This window comes from Streptosporangium jomthongense, from assembly GCF_042650425.1.
Taxonomy (GTDB): Bacteria; Actinomycetota; Actinomycetes; order Streptosporangiales; family Streptosporangiaceae; genus Streptosporangium.
The window spans coordinates 52,596-67,822 of the sequence record NZ_JBHSBC010000019.1 but is presented as its reverse complement, the minus strand read 5'-3'; the positions used below and the strand labels follow the sequence as shown (position 1 = coordinate 67,822).

General features: G+C 70.6%; 14 protein-coding genes. 4 read left to right on the top strand and 10 right to left on the bottom strand.

Translation table 11 applies throughout. From position 1 onward, the window contains the following. Window positions 1–20 precede the first annotated feature (20 nt). Both ACFOYY_RS19375 and ACFOYY_RS19370 read left to right on the top strand, forming a co-directional pair. On the top strand, window positions 21–773 hold the full coding sequence (locus tag ACFOYY_RS19375; RefSeq protein ID WP_352016160.1) for a Clp protease N-terminal domain-containing protein: 753 nt from the start codon (window positions 21–23) through the stop codon (window positions 771–773). A gap of 64 nt (window positions 774–837) precedes the next feature. Further along, window positions 838–2,967 carry a hypothetical protein gene (locus ACFOYY_RS19370; protein WP_386190478.1) on the top strand — a complete coding sequence of 710 codons (2,130 nt, stop codon included), beginning with the start codon at window positions 838–840 and terminating at the stop codon, window positions 2,965–2,967. 180 nt (window positions 2,968–3,147) lie between these two features. Here ACFOYY_RS19370 and ACFOYY_RS19365 read toward each other — a convergent pair whose 3' ends face one another. The 3 genes from ACFOYY_RS19365 to ACFOYY_RS19355 all read right to left on the bottom strand — a co-directional run bounded on the left by ACFOYY_RS19365 (window position 3,148) and on the right by ACFOYY_RS19355 (window position 7,033). Further along, entirely contained in the window at window positions 3,148–3,423 is a 276-nt protein-coding gene (locus tag ACFOYY_RS19365) for a carbohydrate-binding protein (RefSeq protein ID WP_386190477.1), read from the bottom strand. A 257-nt stretch (window positions 3,424–3,680) separates the two neighbouring features. Beyond that, window positions 3,681–4,928, bottom strand: a complete 1,248-nt coding sequence (locus tag ACFOYY_RS19360; protein ID WP_386190476.1) for a class I SAM-dependent RNA methyltransferase — start codon at window positions 4,926–4,928, stop codon at window positions 3,681–3,683. Window positions 4,929–4,990: 62 nt separating this feature from the next. After that, complete coding sequence (locus ACFOYY_RS19355; protein ID WP_362775473.1) at window positions 4,991–7,033, bottom strand: APC family permease; 2,043 nt, start codon at window positions 7,031–7,033, stop codon at window positions 4,991–4,993. Window positions 7,034–7,148: 115 nt separating this feature from the next. Here ACFOYY_RS19355 and ACFOYY_RS19350 point away from each other — a divergent pair, with 115 nt between their 5' ends. Next, window positions 7,149–7,814 (top strand): potassium channel family protein, encoded by a 666-nt coding sequence (locus ACFOYY_RS19350; RefSeq protein WP_352016165.1) that lies wholly within the window; start codon window positions 7,149–7,151, stop codon window positions 7,812–7,814. Next, window positions 7,814–8,482, top strand: a complete 669-nt coding sequence (locus ACFOYY_RS19345) for a potassium channel family protein (RefSeq protein ID WP_352016166.1) — start codon at window positions 7,814–7,816, stop codon at window positions 8,480–8,482. Before ACFOYY_RS19350 ends, ACFOYY_RS19345 begins: the two co-directional genes overlap by 1 nt. A 66-nt stretch (window positions 8,483–8,548) precedes the next feature. Here the strand turns inward: ACFOYY_RS19345 and ACFOYY_RS19340 are convergent, their stop codons facing one another. From ACFOYY_RS19340 to valS, 7 genes are all read right to left on the bottom strand, one after another. Further along, entirely contained in the window at window positions 8,549–9,211 is a 663-nt protein-coding gene (locus ACFOYY_RS19340) for a DUF3159 domain-containing protein (protein ID WP_352016209.1), read from the bottom strand. Window positions 9,212–9,243: 32 nt separating this feature from the next. Further along, window positions 9,244–9,636: an OB-fold nucleic acid binding domain-containing protein gene (locus tag ACFOYY_RS19335; protein WP_352016167.1), complete on the bottom strand. Its 393-nt coding sequence runs from the start codon at window positions 9,634–9,636 to the stop codon at window positions 9,244–9,246. A 48-nt stretch (window positions 9,637–9,684) separates the two neighbouring features. Further along, the gene (locus ACFOYY_RS19330; protein WP_352016168.1) at window positions 9,685–10,386 is read right to left on the bottom strand and encodes a DUF3710 domain-containing protein; all 702 of its coding nucleotides are present in this window, start codon (window positions 10,384–10,386) and stop codon (window positions 9,685–9,687) included. A 48-nt stretch (window positions 10,387–10,434) separates the two neighbouring features. Continuing rightward, window positions 10,435–10,878, bottom strand: a complete 444-nt coding sequence (gene dut, locus ACFOYY_RS19325; RefSeq protein ID WP_352016169.1) for a dUTP diphosphatase — start codon at window positions 10,876–10,878, stop codon at window positions 10,435–10,437. Beyond that, entirely contained in the window at window positions 10,875–11,144 is a 270-nt protein-coding gene (locus ACFOYY_RS19320) for a hypothetical protein (RefSeq protein ID WP_386190475.1), read from the bottom strand. The genes dut and ACFOYY_RS19320 overlap by 4 nt, the downstream gene beginning before the upstream one ends. A gap of 11 nt (window positions 11,145–11,155) precedes the next feature. Next, window positions 11,156–12,358, bottom strand: a complete 1,203-nt coding sequence (locus ACFOYY_RS19315; protein WP_386190474.1) for an AI-2E family transporter — start codon at window positions 12,356–12,358, stop codon at window positions 11,156–11,158. A 274-nt stretch (window positions 12,359–12,632) separates the two neighbouring features. Further along, the gene (gene valS, locus ACFOYY_RS19310; RefSeq protein ID WP_386190473.1) at window positions 12,633–15,134 is read right to left on the bottom strand and encodes a valine--tRNA ligase; all 2,502 of its coding nucleotides are present in this window, start codon (window positions 15,132–15,134) and stop codon (window positions 12,633–12,635) included. Between the last annotated feature and the right edge of the window lie 93 nt (window positions 15,135–15,227).

The window sequence follows — 15,227 nt, the reverse complement described above, 5'->3', positions numbered from 1 at the left end:
GTCGAACCCACAGGGGAGACATGCCGAAGATCAACGTGTACCTGCCCGACGAACTGGCCGAGGCGGTCAAGGCTGCGGGGGTCCCGGTCTCCGCCGTCTGCCAGCGTGCCCTGGAGCAGGCCGTACGGCGTATCACCGCCATCAGGGAGACCGGGCTCGGCTCCCCGGGACTCGACGGCTCCGGCGCCCGCTTCGCGAGCTTCACCCCCCGAGCCCGTACGGCGGTGAGCCTCGCGCTTGAGGAGGCACGCGCGGGCGGGGCCGCCGAGGTCGGCACCGAGCACCTGCTGGGCGGCCTGCTCGCCGAGGGCACCAACCTGGCCCTGCACGTCCTGCGCGCCGTGGAGGTCGATCCCGGGCAGGTACGGCGTGAGCTGGACGCCCTCGGCGGGAACGGCGCCGTGTCCGCCGCCCCGGCGCGATTCAGCGGGCCCGCGGCCGCGGCCCTCGAACTGACCGTCTCCGACGCCATCGCCCTGGGACACAACTACGTCGGGTGCGAGCACCTGCTCCTCGGCCTGGTCGCGGAGCCGGAGGGAACGGCGGGACGCGTCCTGCGGAGGCTCGGCGCCGAACCGAGGCTGACCCGCCGCGCCGTCACCGCCGCGCTGGCGGGCTACGTCCACCTCAGGGCGCAGGACCAGGCCGCGGCCGAACGGCCGCCGAGGTCTTCGCCGGAATCCCTGTCCGAGGCCGTCCGCCGGGAGCTGCGGCCCATCGTCCAGCGCCTGGAACGGCTTGAGGAACGGCTCGGCCGGCCCGCGGAGGGGTGAGGGCACCCAGACTGTCGCGAAAAATCCCCTGAAGCCGGACATGCAACGGCTATAGGGTTCGCCCGTGGACAATCTTGAAAGCCTCGTCATCACGAGACGGCTTCGGGTCCCCGTCGACACCCCGCACGAGGCCGCGCCAGGGTGGGGGGAGGTGGCCGCCCGCCAGCTCGACGCCGCGTTGCTGAGCGTCGGCTTCACCTGCTCGGCCGCGCTGCTCGAACGCCTGTCGAGCCTGCCCGGCGAGGAGGTTGTCGACCTCGGCGCACGGGTCGTGTCCGTCGTCCGCGGCCTGGTCGGCGACCACGTCCAGCACAACGCCTACTTCGTCGACTTCCCGAGGAACGTGCCGGACACCCTGGAGTTCTGGGCCGGCATGCTCCACGAGGCCCTGCTCGACCCGGTCGCCGCGGACCGCCTCCGGGGCCCCGCGCTCAACCTGCTCGAACTGCCCGACTACGGCCGTTACCAGCACACCTACGCGGACCTGCTCGCCGCCCACGCCGAGCTCGTCCCGCTCGCCGGAGACCGGGTGACCGTGCTCGACCTGGGCGGAAGCCTGCGGGACGAGGCCCGGGAGCTGTACTTCTCGCTGGCGGGCTCCGAGGTGCCGCCTGCCGTCGAGGACCTGGCCGCGCTACGCGCTCTGGCCGCCTTCTGCGTCGCCTCCGGGACCGGTCACCCCGAGCGTGTTCCCGTGCGGGAGAACCGCGCGGTCCTCAACGAGGTACGGCTCGCCGCCGGCCTGCCCCTCCTCGTCGACACGGTGACCGACGTGCTCAGACTCGCCTGCGGCCTGTCCGGAGGCGACGTCACGCTGGCCGTGCCCACGAGGTTCCGTTCGTTCCGCCGCGCCGAGCGCCGGGCCCTGCTGCGGGCCCTGGACGCGGTGGCCACCCCGGCCGGGCTCGGCGACGTGTCACGTCTCCGGGAGCGGTGGAAGCGGCTCGGGGAACGGCTGCACCCCCACGAGCACCCCGGCTTCCCACGCGCCGCCCGGGTCTTCGAGGTGGCCAGGGGCGACCTGCGGGTCGCGGGAACCGGCAGCCGGGTCGAGGCGGCCCTGGCCGCGGGCCGTACGGCCGAGGCCGTCGAGCTGCTGGAGAACGCGCCCGGGGCGCTGTTGCGCCGCCTCGACCACCTGCTGCGGACCGGGTCCGACGAGCGTGCGGTGTTCGAGGCCGTGGAGAGGGCGGTCACCGGCGCCTCCGGCCGTGTCCTGCTGTCCCTGCGCGAGCACATGCAGAACCGGCTCGTCCCCGCCGCCGGGCGTGTCTTCGTCAACCGGCACGCCAGGGCGTGGACGGCCCCCGACCTCCGTCCGCCGCTCGCCGGGGAGGTCCTGACGCGGGTGCTGGCCGTACTGGACGCCGAGATCGTCCGGCGGCTCCCGGACCCCGGTGAGCTGGTCGTCGATCCCGACGCGCTGGACGTCGCCCTGCCGCTGTCCGCCAAGGCCGTCTCCCCCGGGCTCGGCATGCTGCCCCGCGGCTCGCTCTCGGCGGTCGACGGCGAGCTGCTCAGGTTCTTCGTGCACTGGCGCGAGGCCAGGCGGCGCACCGACTACGACCTGTCGGCGCTCATGCTCGACGCCTCCTACGGCTCCCCTGAGCACGTCTCGTGGACGAACCTCGCCAACGGCTTCGCCCGGTACTCCGGTGACCTCACCGAGGCTCCCGCGCCGCACGGCGCCTCGGAGTTCATCGACATCCGGCTCGCCGAGTCGACCCGTCCGATCGTCATCCCCCAGGTCAACGTCTTCTCCGGGGAGTCGTTCGACGAGGCGGCCGAGGCGTTCTTCGGCTACATGACGAGAGACGCCGCGCAGGAGGGCATGCCCTTCGAGCCGCGTACCGTGCGGATGAAGTCGGACCTGCGCGGGTCGGGGCAGATCGCCCTGCCGCTCGTCTTCCTGCGCGGCGACGACGGCCACTGGCGGGTGAAGTGGCTGCACCTCTACCTGAGGGGCTATCCCCAGTTCAACCGGGTCGAGGACAACCGGCTCACCGCCTCACTGCTGGTGCGCTCGATCGTGGAGCGCGACTACCTGCGGGTGCGTCACCTGGTCGAGCTGTGGCGCGCGAAGGGGCCCTCCACCGGGCGGCACGTCACCTACATCGGGTTTGAGGCGTCGGCGGCGCCGCCGGGTGCCCGGGTCCACACTCCGGCGACGCTGCACGAGGTGATCCCCGCCTGATACGGTGTGGCCGCGAGGCCATGAGGGGACTTCCTTCTCACCATTTCCCGGTAGTCTCCCCGCTCTCCTCGCGGTCCGGTCGTGAGGCCATTCGAGGGCTTCCTTCTTCCTGGTTCGATTCCAGGTAGGCCCCATGGGCCTACTGGCGCTCAGCCCCCGAGCCTTCCTCACGACCGGTTTCTACATCTGCTGCCACAGAGGGGGCGTCGTGTCCGGCTCCCATTCGGGCAGCGAGGTGTGCGCCTGCAGGCAGCGGTAGGTGGCGCCGTGATAGGCGACTATTTCTCCCACCTCGTACGGGAAATAGGTCCTCCACACGATGCTGGTGAAAGAGTTGTCGGCTTGGGCGACAGTCGGCCCGCCGGGAACGTCGGCGGCGGCGGGCGGGACGACGGCCAGGACGCCTGCGGTCAGTGCCGCCGCGAGCACGACGGCATGGGGTCTTCGGAGGTTCACCACTGTCTCCTCGTGAGATCCATCGGGACACCTCAATGTGACTACCGGCCTCCCCGGGCGAGAAGCTCGCATCTCTCCATATTTCGGGCGAATGGTCGCCCTGCCCACGCCCTTCCGGACAGCCGCGCGTCCACGTCGTGGAATGCCGGCAGGGCCTCCACGGGGAGAGAGCCGGCCACGCCCGCGTGCGGCGCTTCCCGGTTCAAGGACATGACGGCGCCCCCGCCCTGAAGGCGGGGGCGGTTCCCCGCCGGAGGCTAGATCGTCTCGCCGGTCAGCAGGGCCACGCACTCCACGTGGTGGGTCATCGGGAACGCGTCGAAGGCTCGCAGGTCGGCGAGGCGGTAGGAACGGTCGCCGAACCAGGCCAGGTCACGGGCCATCGTCGCCGGGTCGCAGGAGACGTAGACGATCCTGGTGGCCCCGAGGGCGGCGAGTTGCTCGACGACCTCGCGGCCGAGACCGGCGCGGGGCGGGTCCACGACGACCAGGTCGGCGCGCTCGATGCCGAAGCGGTCGAGGGCGTTCTCCACCCGGCCCCTGGCGAAGCGGGCCTGGGGCAGGTCGCGCAGGTTGCGCTCGGCGTCCCGTACGGCCACCGACTCCGACTCGACGCCGAAGACCGCGCCCTCCGGGCCGACCGCCTCGGCCAGGCCCGCGGCGAACAGGCCGACACCGCAGTACAGGTCGAGGGCCCACTCCCCGGGACGTGGGGCGGCGAACTCCATGACCGCGCCGAGCAGGGTCTCCGCGGCGCCGGGGTGGACCTGCCAGAAGCCGCTGCCCGTGACCTGGAAGTCGCGTTCGCCGACCCGCTCGACGAGATGGTTGCGGCCGTGGACGACACGGCTTCTGCCCCCGCCCTCGTCCACGAAGACGGCCACGCTCGCGTCGATGTCGGGCACCGCGACCGTACGGCGCGGCCTGGGGGCGATCACGACGGCCTGGTCGCCGGTGTTCGAGGCGATGACCTCGACCGAGGAGGCGTTGCGCCAGTTCATGACCTCCGCCCCGACGTTCTCCACCTCCGGGTGGGCGATCAGGCAGGCGTCGATCGGCTCGATGTCGTGGGAGCGGTGGCGCCGCAGGCCGAGGACGCCGTCGCGGTCGACGGCGAACTGAACCCGGGTGCGCCAGCCGAGCCCGTCGGGGGCGCCGGGCACCTCCTCGACGACGCCCTTCCACTCGATCCCGGCGAGCCTGCCCAGCTGTTCGGCGACCACGGCGGTCTTCAGCAGGCGCTGGGCGTCGAGGGAGGCGTGCTGCCAGTCGCAGCCCCCGCAACGGCCGGGGCCCGCGAACGGGCACGGCGGGGTCACCCGGTCCGGGGAGGGGTCGAGGATCTCGACCGCGTCGGCCCGCAGGAACCGGGTGGTCTCCTCGGTGATCTCGGCCAGGACGCGCTCACCGGGGAGCGCGTGCCGTACGAAGACCACCCTGCCGTCATGGCGCGCGACGCACCAGCCACCGTGCGCGACGGGCCCCACCGTCAGTTCGATCGCCATCGTCACGCCCCCAGGTCTTTCGTCGGTCCGGCCTCCTCGTGATCACGAGTGCATACGAAAGGTTATGCCTTCGCGCCCTGGTCCCGAGCCATCTCGTGCCGGGGGCGCCGCACCGCGCCGGGGGCGGCGGGCTCGGGACGGCCCTTGAGCCGGTCGGAGGAGTGCAGCTGCCAGGGGACGCTGGTGACCATCACACCCGGCTGGAAGAGCAGGCGCCCCTTGAGCCGCAGCGCGCTCTGGTTGTGCAGCAGGTGCTCCCACCAGCGGCCCACGACGTACTCCGGGATGTACACGGTCACCACGTCGCGAGGCGAACGGCGCCGCAGCGACTTGACGTACTCCAGGATCGGCCGGGTGATCTCCCGGTAGGGCGAGTCCAGCATCTTCAGCGGGACCGGGATGCCCCTGCGCTCCCACTCCTCCTGCAGCGCCCGCGCGTCCTCGCCTTCGACGCCGACGGTGACGGCCTCAAGCGTCGAGGGCCGGGTCGCCCTGGCGTAGCTGAGCGCGCGCAACGTGGGCTTGTGGATCTTGGAGACCAGGACGATGGCGTGGTTGCGGGCGGGCAGCATCGACTCGTCCACCTGGAGATCCTCGTCGACCGCGAGTTCGGCGGCCACGTTCTCGTAGTGGCGGTGGATGCCCTTCATGATCAGGAACAGCGTCGGCATGGCGACGCAGACGATCCAGGCGCCGTGGGTGAACTTGGTCAGCAGCACGACCACCAGCACCACACCGGTCATGACGGCGCCGAAGAAGTTGATGACCCGCGAGCGCTTCATCTGCGCCCTGGTCTTCGGCGCGGTCTCGGTCTTCAGGTGCCTGGTCCAGTGCCTGACCATGCCGATCTGGCTCAGCGTGAAGGAGACGAAGACGCCGACGATGTAGAGGTTGAGCAGGCGGCTGACGTCCGCCTGGAACCCCCACAGCAGCAGGCAGGCGCCCGCGGCCAGGATGACGATGCCGTTGGAGAAGGCCAGCCGGTCGCCCCTGGTGTGCAGCTGACGGGGCAGGTAGCGGTCCTGGGCCAGGATGGAGCCGAGCACCGGGAAGCCGTTGAAGGCCGTGTTGGCCGCCAGGAACAGGATGAGGGCCGTCACCGCGGAGATCACGATGAAGAACAGCGAGCCGTTGCCGAAGACCGCGTCCGCGACCTGGGCGATGATCGGCTGCTGGTAGTAGTCCGGGCCCGCGGGCTTGCCGTTGATGAGCACGTCGCGGGCGGCGGTGGCCGGGTCGGCGAGCTTGACGCCGGAGGCCAGGCCGAGCGCGATGATGCCGACGAACATCGTGACCGCGATCAGGCCCATCATCAGCAGGGTCGTCGCGGCGTTCTTGCTCTTCGGCTTGCGGAAGGCGGGCACGCCGTTGCTGATCGCCTCGACACCGGTCAGCGCCGCGCAGCCGGAGGAGAAGGCCCGCAGGATCAGGAACGCCGCGGCCAGCGAGGTCAGGTCGGTCTGTTCGGCGACGATCTGGTACCCGGCGGTCGGCGCGCGCAGTTCCTCGCCCATGACCAGCAGCCGGAACCCTCCCCACAGGACCAGGCCGATGACCGAGACCATGAAGGCGTAGGTGGGGACCGCGAACGCCACACCGGACTCGCGGATGCCACGCAGGTTGACCAGTGTGAGCAGCACGACGATGGTGATGGCGACCAGCGGCTTGTGCTCGGCGACATAGGGGATCGTCGCGCCGACGTAGTCGACCCCGTTGGCCACGGAGACCGCGACGGTCAGCACGTAGTCGACCATGAGGGCGCTGGCGACGGTCAGACCGGCGTTGGGCCCCAGGTTGACCGTGGCGACCTCGTAGTCCCCGCCTCCGCTGGGGTAGGCGTGCACGTTCTGCCGGTAGGACGCCACCACCGTGAGCATCACCAGGACGACCGCGATGGCCACCCAGGGAGCGAAGTGATAGAACGATAGTCCGGCGATGGAGAGGATTACGAGAATCTCCTGCGGCGCGTAGGCGACCGAGGAGAGCGCGTCACTCGCGAAAACCGGCAGCGCGATGCGCTTGGGGAGCAATTGCTCGTGTAACTGCGTGCTGCGCAGCGCGCGCCCGATGAACAGGCGCTTGACGAGGTCCGTCACCTTTGACACGTCTGCCGATGCTAGTCCCCATCCATACGCCCCGCTGACGCGGCACTCCCGAAGCGGGCCATACTGACTAGGTACATACGAACAAGATCCGCCTCAATGTGAGCGGCGGGGGAGCATGCATATCGTGATCATGGGATGTGGCCGGGTCGGATCGACTCTGGCGCACATCCTTGAGGACAGCGGCCACTCGGTCGCGATCATCGACCGTGACCCACAGGCCTTCCGCAGGCTGCGAGCCGGTTTCCGGGGACGCCGGGTGACCGGCATCGGCTTCGACCGGGACGTGCTGGAGGAGGCGGGCATCGGAACCGCCAGCGCCTACGTCGCGGTCAGCAGCGGCGACAACTCCAACATCATCTCCGCCAGGGTCGCCCGCGAGACCTTCGGCGTGGACAACGTGGTCGCCCGGATCTACGACCCCCGGCGCGCCGAGGTCTACCAGCGTCTCGGCATCCCCACCGTCGCCACGGTGCGCTGGACCGCCGACCAGATCCTGCGGCGTGTCCTGCCCGAGGGGACCGAACCCCTCTGGCGCGACCCCACCGGCTCCGTCGTGCTGGCCGAGGTGGCCTACCACCCCGCCTGGATCGGCACCAGGAGCAAGGACCTGGAGGAGGCCGCGGGCACCCGTGTCGCGTTCATCAACCGGATGGGCGAGACCCTGCTGCCCAAGAACGACTCCGTGGTGCAGGAAGGCGACATCCTGCACGTCATGGCGGCCGAGAACGACATGGAGCGCATCAACAAGGTGCTCTCCGGCCCTCCCGAGGGGAGCCACTGATGCGCGTCACCATCGCGGGCGCCGGAGCCGTCGGACGGTCCATCGCCGCCGAACTCCTGGAGAACGGCCACGAGGTCCTGCTCATCGACATCGACCCCAAGGCCATCAAGATCGACACCGTGCCGAGGGCGGAGTGGCTGCTCGCCGACGCCTGCGAGATCTCCTCCCTGGACGAGGCGGGCCTGGCCGACTGTCACGTGGTCGTGGCCGCCAGCGGTGACGACAAGGTCAACCTCGTCGTCTCCCTTCTCGCCAAGACCGAGTACGGCGTGCCGCGCGTGGTGGCCAGGATCAACCACCCCAAGAACGAGTGGCTGTTCAACGAGTCGTGGGGCGTCGACGTGGCCGTCTCGACCCCGAGGCTGCTGAGCGCGCTGGTCGAGGAGGCGGTGAGCGTCGGCGACCTGGTCCGCCTGATGACCTTCCGCCAGGGACAGGCCAACCTGGTCGAGCTCACCCTGCCCGAGGACGCCCCGGTCGTCGGCCACCGGGCGGGCTCGGTGCCCTGGCCCGCAGACACCGCGCTGGTGGCGATCCTGCGCGAGGGCCGGGTGCTGGTGCCCAGCGCCGACGACCCCCTTGAGGCGGGCGACGAACTGATGTTCGTGGCCAGCCAGGAGGTCGAGGAGGAACTGGGCAGGCTGCTGTCCCCGCACCGCTCCGCCTGACCCCCTCACACGCGAAACGGTCCCGTACGGCTTGGCCGTACGGGACCGTTCTTCGTCACAGGGTCGTCACGGGGAGGCGGGCGTGGCCGGGGTCCTGCCCCTGGCCAGCAGCCAGACCATCGCGCCCAGGGCCGCGACCTGCAACGGCCAGCCCATCACGATCTTCAGGATGCCGAGTTCGGCGACCGCGTCGTTCCCGCCGATGAGGTAGACGGGCAACTGCACGGCCACCCGCACCACACAGGGGATCATCAGCAGCCAGGTGAGCCTGGAGCACAGGCGCACCACGGCCGGGTCGGCGCGCCAGGCGGTCGGATCACCGGTGACCGACCCGATCAGGAAGCCGACCACCGGCCAGCGGACGACGATCGACAACAGCATCGCCACCGCGTAGCCCGCGTTGTAGAGGATGCCGGGCAGGAACACGTCCTTCGCCTCACCCGTCCGGGAGGCGAAGAACGCGCCGATGGCGATGCCGAACAGGCTGTTGAGCACGAACTGCGGCGTCGAGCGCTGCAGCACGCGCGCCAGCAGCAGGACGACCGAGGTGGAGACGCTGACGATCAACGACGTCCTCAGGTCGGATGTGGTGATCCACATCAGCGTGAAGACGATCGTGGGCACGGCGGCCTCGATGGTCCCCCGTACGCCGCCGAAGGCCTTGGCGAGCTGCCCGCGCATCGCCGCCTCGACGGTCACGTACGCCGCGTTCTCCTCGGTGGTGCTCATCTTCTCGCTCACCGCTCCGTGGTCGTCTTCACTCACGCACCGCCCGCCGGGCGCAGCTCGTACTTGGGGTTGAACATCACCTTGCGCCCGTCCTGAAGGCTGACCAGCCCCTCGGCGAGCACCATCCTGCCCGGCTCGATCCCCGCGATCTTCCTACGTCCGAGCCAGACCAGGTCGATCACGTCGGAACCGTCGTAGAGCTCCGCCTCAAGGGCGGGCGCGCCGCCACGAGGGCGCAACGTGACCGTACGTAGCGTACCGGTTACGCAGAATCTGCGTCGCCCGCCGCAGGAGACGATCGGCGTCGCGCCGTGACGATCGAGGTCCTGCTGGAGCTCGTCGGCCTCCAGTTCCGCCTGGCTCGTCGTCAGCCGACGGAGGAAGCCTCGAAATCCGCCCTGTTTATGCGGTTCCTGAGAACCCACGACCTCTCCTTCGCATACGTGTTGAATCAGCGTACGCGATCCCTCACGTCAGCGGATCTCGGCGATCTCAGGACCGCGCTCGAAGGGGTTGAGGTCGGGCACCTCCTGCTCGGCGGCCTGTTGTTCCGCGGCCTGCCTGGCCTCGGGAGGAAGCCGAAGCTCGATCGACTCCTTCGGGGCCATCGGCTCGTCGCCGCGGACCACGACGATGTCGCCGACCACCCCTTCCAGGACCGCGGCGACCTCCTCGTCCACGACCGCGCGGCCGCTGACCACCGCGCGCAGGAACCAGCGCGGACCGTCCACGCCGATGTAGCGCACCGGCTGGGGTTCCTGCGCCCCCTCGGCGGGGATGCGCGCGAACAGTTCGACCCCGAACGGGCCCTCGCGCTCCTCGACCGTGCCGCCCGCGGCGCGCACCCCCTCGGCGAGGTCGGTACGGACCTCGTCCCAGATCCCGCTGCGCCTGGGCGCGGCGAACGCGTGCACCTGCAGGGCGCTGTCCTCGACCATGACGACCGCGCCGACGATGCGGTCGCCGGACAGGTTCAGCTGCACCTCGAAGCCGGAGTCGATGGGCAGGCGCAGCCCGCCGAGATCGACGCGTTCCCGCTCCGGATACGACTCACCCGAGTCCCACGGCCCCGAGGGGCGGCTGCGAGGCTCCTCGACGGCCTTCTCGCTCTGCGCGGCCTTCTCCGCGGTGGCCGGGGGCTCCTCGCGACGGCGCCGTTTGAACACTTTCCTCACGCTCCTTGAGAGTTCACTGGAGGCTCGCCACCCGGGCCCCGCCCCGCATCAGCGTCCGGTGGACCCGAACCCGCCGGCGCCCCGCGCCGAGCCGGGCAGCCGGTCCACCTCGTAGAACACCGCCTTCTCCACCCGCTGGACGACGAGCTGCGCGATGCGGTCTCCCCTGCGCAGCCGTACGGCCTCCTTGGTGTCGGTGTTGATCAGCGTCACCCTGATCTCGCCCCGGTAGCCCGCGTCCACGGTGCCGGGCGCGTTCACGAGTGTCACCCCGTGCCGGGCGGCCAGGCCCGAACGCGGATGGACGAACGCGGCGTATCCGTCGGGCAGGGCGATCGCCACACCGGTGCCGACCGTGACCCGCTCACCCGGAAGCAGCTCGACGTCCTCAACGGCGCGCAGATCGGCTCCCGCGTCACCGGGATGGGCGTACGACGGCATGGGCAGGTCGGTGTCGAGCCGGTGGATCAACACCTCGACTTTGCCGGTCACGGGTTCCCCTCGTCATCGTGGTGCTCGTCGGTGACCGCCCGGCCGTCGGCGCGGGCGGAGCGCTCCCCGTCCACGCCGGCGCTCCGGCCGGCGCGCTCGCCGATGCGGAACGCGACGACGCGTGTGGCGGCCGGGCCGTACAGACCGCCGCGACGTCCCTCAGCCTCACGGTACGCCTTCCGGCCCGCGCCGGAGGCACACCTGTCACGCGTGGACGGCGACGGGCCGCCGTGTGCGAAAGCGGAGCACGAGGTGGAACGGGTCACGGAGGAGAACGTTACCCGTTGTGCTGGGCGGACTCCTCATTCACGGCGGAGTCCGGCCCCGGAGTCGCCGTCTCGGCACCCTCCGGCTCGTCTCCCCGTTCCTCCCCCGGCTCGTCCGCCGGTGGCGGGTGCTCCGGCGCCGCGGGCAGGGCGATCGGCGGGTCGGCCATGAGTTCGGGGATCGCCCGGTAGATGACGGCGGCGACCGGGACCGCGACCGCCGCCCCGGCGATGCCCGCCAGGATGCCGCCGACGGCCAGCACCAGGATGATCGCCAACGGGTGGAAGCTCAGCGCCCTGCCGACGATCAGCGGCTGCAGGACGTGGTTCTCCAGCTGCTGCTCGACGATCAGGATGCCGAGGAAGATCAGAGCGTAGATCGGGCCCTTCGCCCCCAGGGTGACCAGGGTCGCGACGCCTCCGGCGAAGAAGATGCCGACGATCGGGATGAAGCTGGCCAGGAAGATCATCACCGCGAGCGGAGCCCAGAGCGGCACACCCATCCCGGCGAGCACGATGCCCATGACCACGCCGTGCACGGCGGCCACCGCCACGGTGCCCTGCACGTAGTGCGACAGGGTCACCCAGGCCGTACGGCCCGCCTTGTCCACCCGGGGCGCCGCCGAGCCGAAGCCCTTCAGGAACCAGCTCCAGATGCGGTCGCCGTCCTTCAGCAGGAAGAAGGTGACGAACATCAGCAGCACGATGGAGGCGAGCACCTCGAAGGCGACCGTCGCGCCGGTGAGCACGGTCTGGGTGATCTGGTTGCGTTGCGCGGTGATCTGGGTGGTGATCTCGTCGATCCAGGAGGTCAGCTGGTTGGGCTGCAGGTGCAGGGGGCCGGTGTAGAGCCACTGCTCGACGGTCTTCGAGGTGGCGCGCACCTGGTCGACCAGGCCGGGGAACTCGTCGTTGGCCCGCAGGCCGATGAACCAGCCCGTGCCGCCCAGCACCCCGAAGGCCACCAGCATCGTGATCCAGGTGGCGTATATGGGGCGGACGCCGACCGCCCTGAGCCTGCGGGTCACCGGGAACAGCAGCGCGGTCAGCAGCAGCGCGATGGCCACCGGCAGGACCACGATGTGCAGTGTCGCGATGAACTGCGCGAAGTAGAAGACCGCCCAGCCGATGACGATCAGGCAGAGGCACCAGACCGCCACTCGCAGCAAGGTGCGCGGCACGAGGTTCGTCAGGCGTTCCCGATCGGAGATCACCCTTCCAGACTGTCATGCCACGGCCTGTGACGCGCATGGTTATCGGCCCAACACGCAAAGCCGCGGCACCGGACCGTAAGAAGGCCGTGGGGCCCGGCGGGCCCCACGGCGGGTGGATCAACGCTCTCCCGGCGGCCGGGTGATCACCCTGTCGTCGAGGTAACAGTCACAGTTGCCGCAACCCGGGATCATGTCCTCCTCCTCACCTGCTCGTGTCTCGACCGTACGGCAGGAGCCCGGGACGGCAAGGGAAGATTCGCGTGCGGCCGGGGACTCAGACGAGGGTGACCTCGACAAGCAGGTCGCCGTCGCCCTCGGTGAGCACGAACTCCTCGACGACGCCCGCGCCGCACAGGTCGTCCTGCGCCTGGCGCACCAGGCCCGCGGGACCTCCGGCGACGGTCAGCCGGGTGACCTCGGCGCGCATCGACAGTTTGGCGTCCGACTTGGCCTTGCGGACGTGGTGGAGGACCCCGGCCACCGCGGGGAGCAGCCCCCTGTCCCCCTCCCTCTCGGCCAGGCCGTGCGCCTGGGGCCAGGCGGCGCGGTGCACCGAGCCCTCACGCCACCAGGACCAGACCTCCTCGGTGACGAAGGGCAGGAACGGGGCGAACAGCCTGAGCATGACGTCCAGCGCCCGGCGCAGCGCGGCGTGCGCCGACCCGGCCGCCGGGTCGTCCCCGTAGGCCCTGAGCTTGACCAGTTCCAGGTAGTCGTCGCAGAACTCCCAGAAGAACCGTTCGGTCCTTTCGAGCGCGCGGGCGTAGTCGTAGGCCTCGAAGGCCCTCGTCGTCTCCTCGACCACCTCGGCGAGCCTGGCCAGCATCGACAGGTCGATCGGCTCGGTGACCTCGCCACCGTCCTTCCCGAGCCCCAGCACGAACCTGGAGGCGTTCAGGATCTTGATCGCCAGCCTGCGGCCGATCTTGATCTGGCCCGTGTCGAAGGTGGTGTCCGTACCGGGCCGCCCGCAGGCCGCCCAGTAGCGGACCGCGTCGGAGCCGTGCTGTTCGAGCAGCCCGAGCGGGGTGATCACGTTTCCCGCCGACTTGGACATCTTCTTGCGGTCGGGGTCGAGGATCCATCCGGAGATCGCGATGTCGCGCCAGGGCAGGGTGCCCTCCTCCAGGTGCGCCCTGACCACGGTCGAGAACAGCCAGGTGCGGATGATCTCGTGGGCCTGCGGGCGCAGGTCCATCGGGAAGACCCGCGCGAACAGGTCCTCGTCGCGCTCCCAGCCGCCCGCGATCTGCGGGGTGAGTGAGGAGGTCGCCCAGGTGTCCATGACGTCCGGGTCGCCGGCGAAGCCGCCCGGCCTGCCACGCTGCTCCTCGGTGTATCCGGGCGGCGCGTCGGAGGCGGGGTCCATCGGCAGCGCCGACTCCGGCGGCACGATCGGCGAGGAGAGGTCGGGCTCCCCCGTCTCGTCCAGCGGGTACCACAGCGGGATCGGCACGCCGAAGAAGCGCTGCCTGGAGATCAGCCAGTCACCGGACAGGCCCTCGACCCAGTTGTCGTAGCGGACCTTCATGTGCGGCGGATGCCAGGACAGCTCCTCGCCGCGGGCCAGCAGCGCCTTCCTGAGGGTCTGGTCCCGCCCGCCGTTGCGGATGTACCACTGCCGGGTGGTGACGATCTCCAGCGGCCGGTCACCCTTCTCGTAGAACTTCACCGGGCGGTTGACCGGCCTGGGCTCGCCCTCCATGTCGCCCCGGGCGCGCAGCAGCTCGACGATCCGCTCGCGGGCGCCGTGCACGGTCCTGCCCGCCAGCTCGCCGTACGGCTCGGCGGGCACGCCGGGAGGTGCCTCGGGCAGCATCCTGCCGTCCCTGCCGACGACGGCCCGGGTCGGCAGGTCCAGCTCGCGCCACCAGACGACGTCGGTGACGTCGCCGAAGGTGCAGATCATGGCGATGCCCGAGCCCTTGTCCGGTTCGGCAAGGCGGTGGGCGAGCACCGGCACCTCGACGCCGAACAGCGGCGTGGTGACCGTGGTGCCGAACAGCGGACGGTAGCGCTCGTCGTCGGGGTGGGCGACCAGCGCGACGCAGGCGGGCAGCAGCTCGGGCCGGGTCGTCTCGACCCAGACCCGCTCCCCCGCCCCTCCGGCCGGGGTGAAGGCGACACGGTGGAAGGCCCCGGGCCACGGCCTGTCCTCAAGCTCGGCCTGGGCGACGGCCGTACGGAAGGTCACATCCCACAGGGTGGGGGCCTGGGACAGGTAGGCCTCGCCGCGGGCGAGGTTGCGCAGGAAGGCGCGCTGGGAGGCGGCGCGCGCCAGGCCGTCGACGGTCGCGTAGGTCAGCGACCAGTCGACCGAGAGGCCGAGCCTGCGCCAGAGCTCCTCGAAGACCTTCTCGTCCTCGATGGTGAGCCGTTCGCACAGCTCGATGAAGTTGCCGCGGGAGACGGGGATCTGGCGTTTGGCGTCCGGCTTGGCCGGGGGCTGGAAGGCGGGGTCGTAGGGGACGGACGGGTCGCAGCGCACACCGAAGTGGTTCTGCACCCTACGCTCGGTCGGCAGGCCGTTGTCGTCCCACCCCATGGGATAGAAGACCTCCCGCCCGCGCATGCGCTGGAAGCGGGCGATCGTGTCGGTGTGGGTGTAGGAGAAGACGTGTCCGACGTGCAGGGACCCGGAGACGGTCGGCGGCGGGGTGTCGATGGAGTAGATCTCCGGCCGGGTGCGCGTCCTGTCGAAGCGATAGGTGCCCTCGGCCTCCCAGCGGGCCGACCATACGGCTTCCAGCCCGTCGAGAGAAGGCTTCTCGGGCATGGGCGCATGGCGCGGTCGCTGTGGTGTCATGCCTCCCTATGGTATGGCGTCTGGTATGGCGTCGTGTGCCCTCGTGACGGAGGAGACTAGTGT

Coding starts and splice junctions, on each gene's coding strand:
- ACFOYY_RS19375 (WP_352016160.1), top strand. CDS start 21: ATGCCGAAGATCAACGTGTACCTGCCCGACGAACTGGCCGAGGCGGTC.
- ACFOYY_RS19360 (WP_386190476.1), bottom strand. CDS start 4,928: ATGGCGATCGAACTGACGGTGGGGCCCGTCGCGCACGGTGGCTGGTGC.
- ACFOYY_RS19350 (WP_352016165.1), top strand. CDS start 7,149: ATGCATATCGTGATCATGGGATGTGGCCGGGTCGGATCGACTCTGGCG.
- ACFOYY_RS19345 (WP_352016166.1), top strand. CDS start 7,814: ATGCGCGTCACCATCGCGGGCGCCGGAGCCGTCGGACGGTCCATCGCC.
- ACFOYY_RS19340 (WP_352016209.1), bottom strand. CDS start 9,211: ATGAGCACCACCGAGGAGAACGCGGCGTACGTGACCGTCGAGGCGGCG.
- valS (WP_386190473.1), bottom strand. CDS start 15,134: ATGCCCGAGAAGCCTTCTCTCGACGGGCTGGAAGCCGTATGGTCGGCC.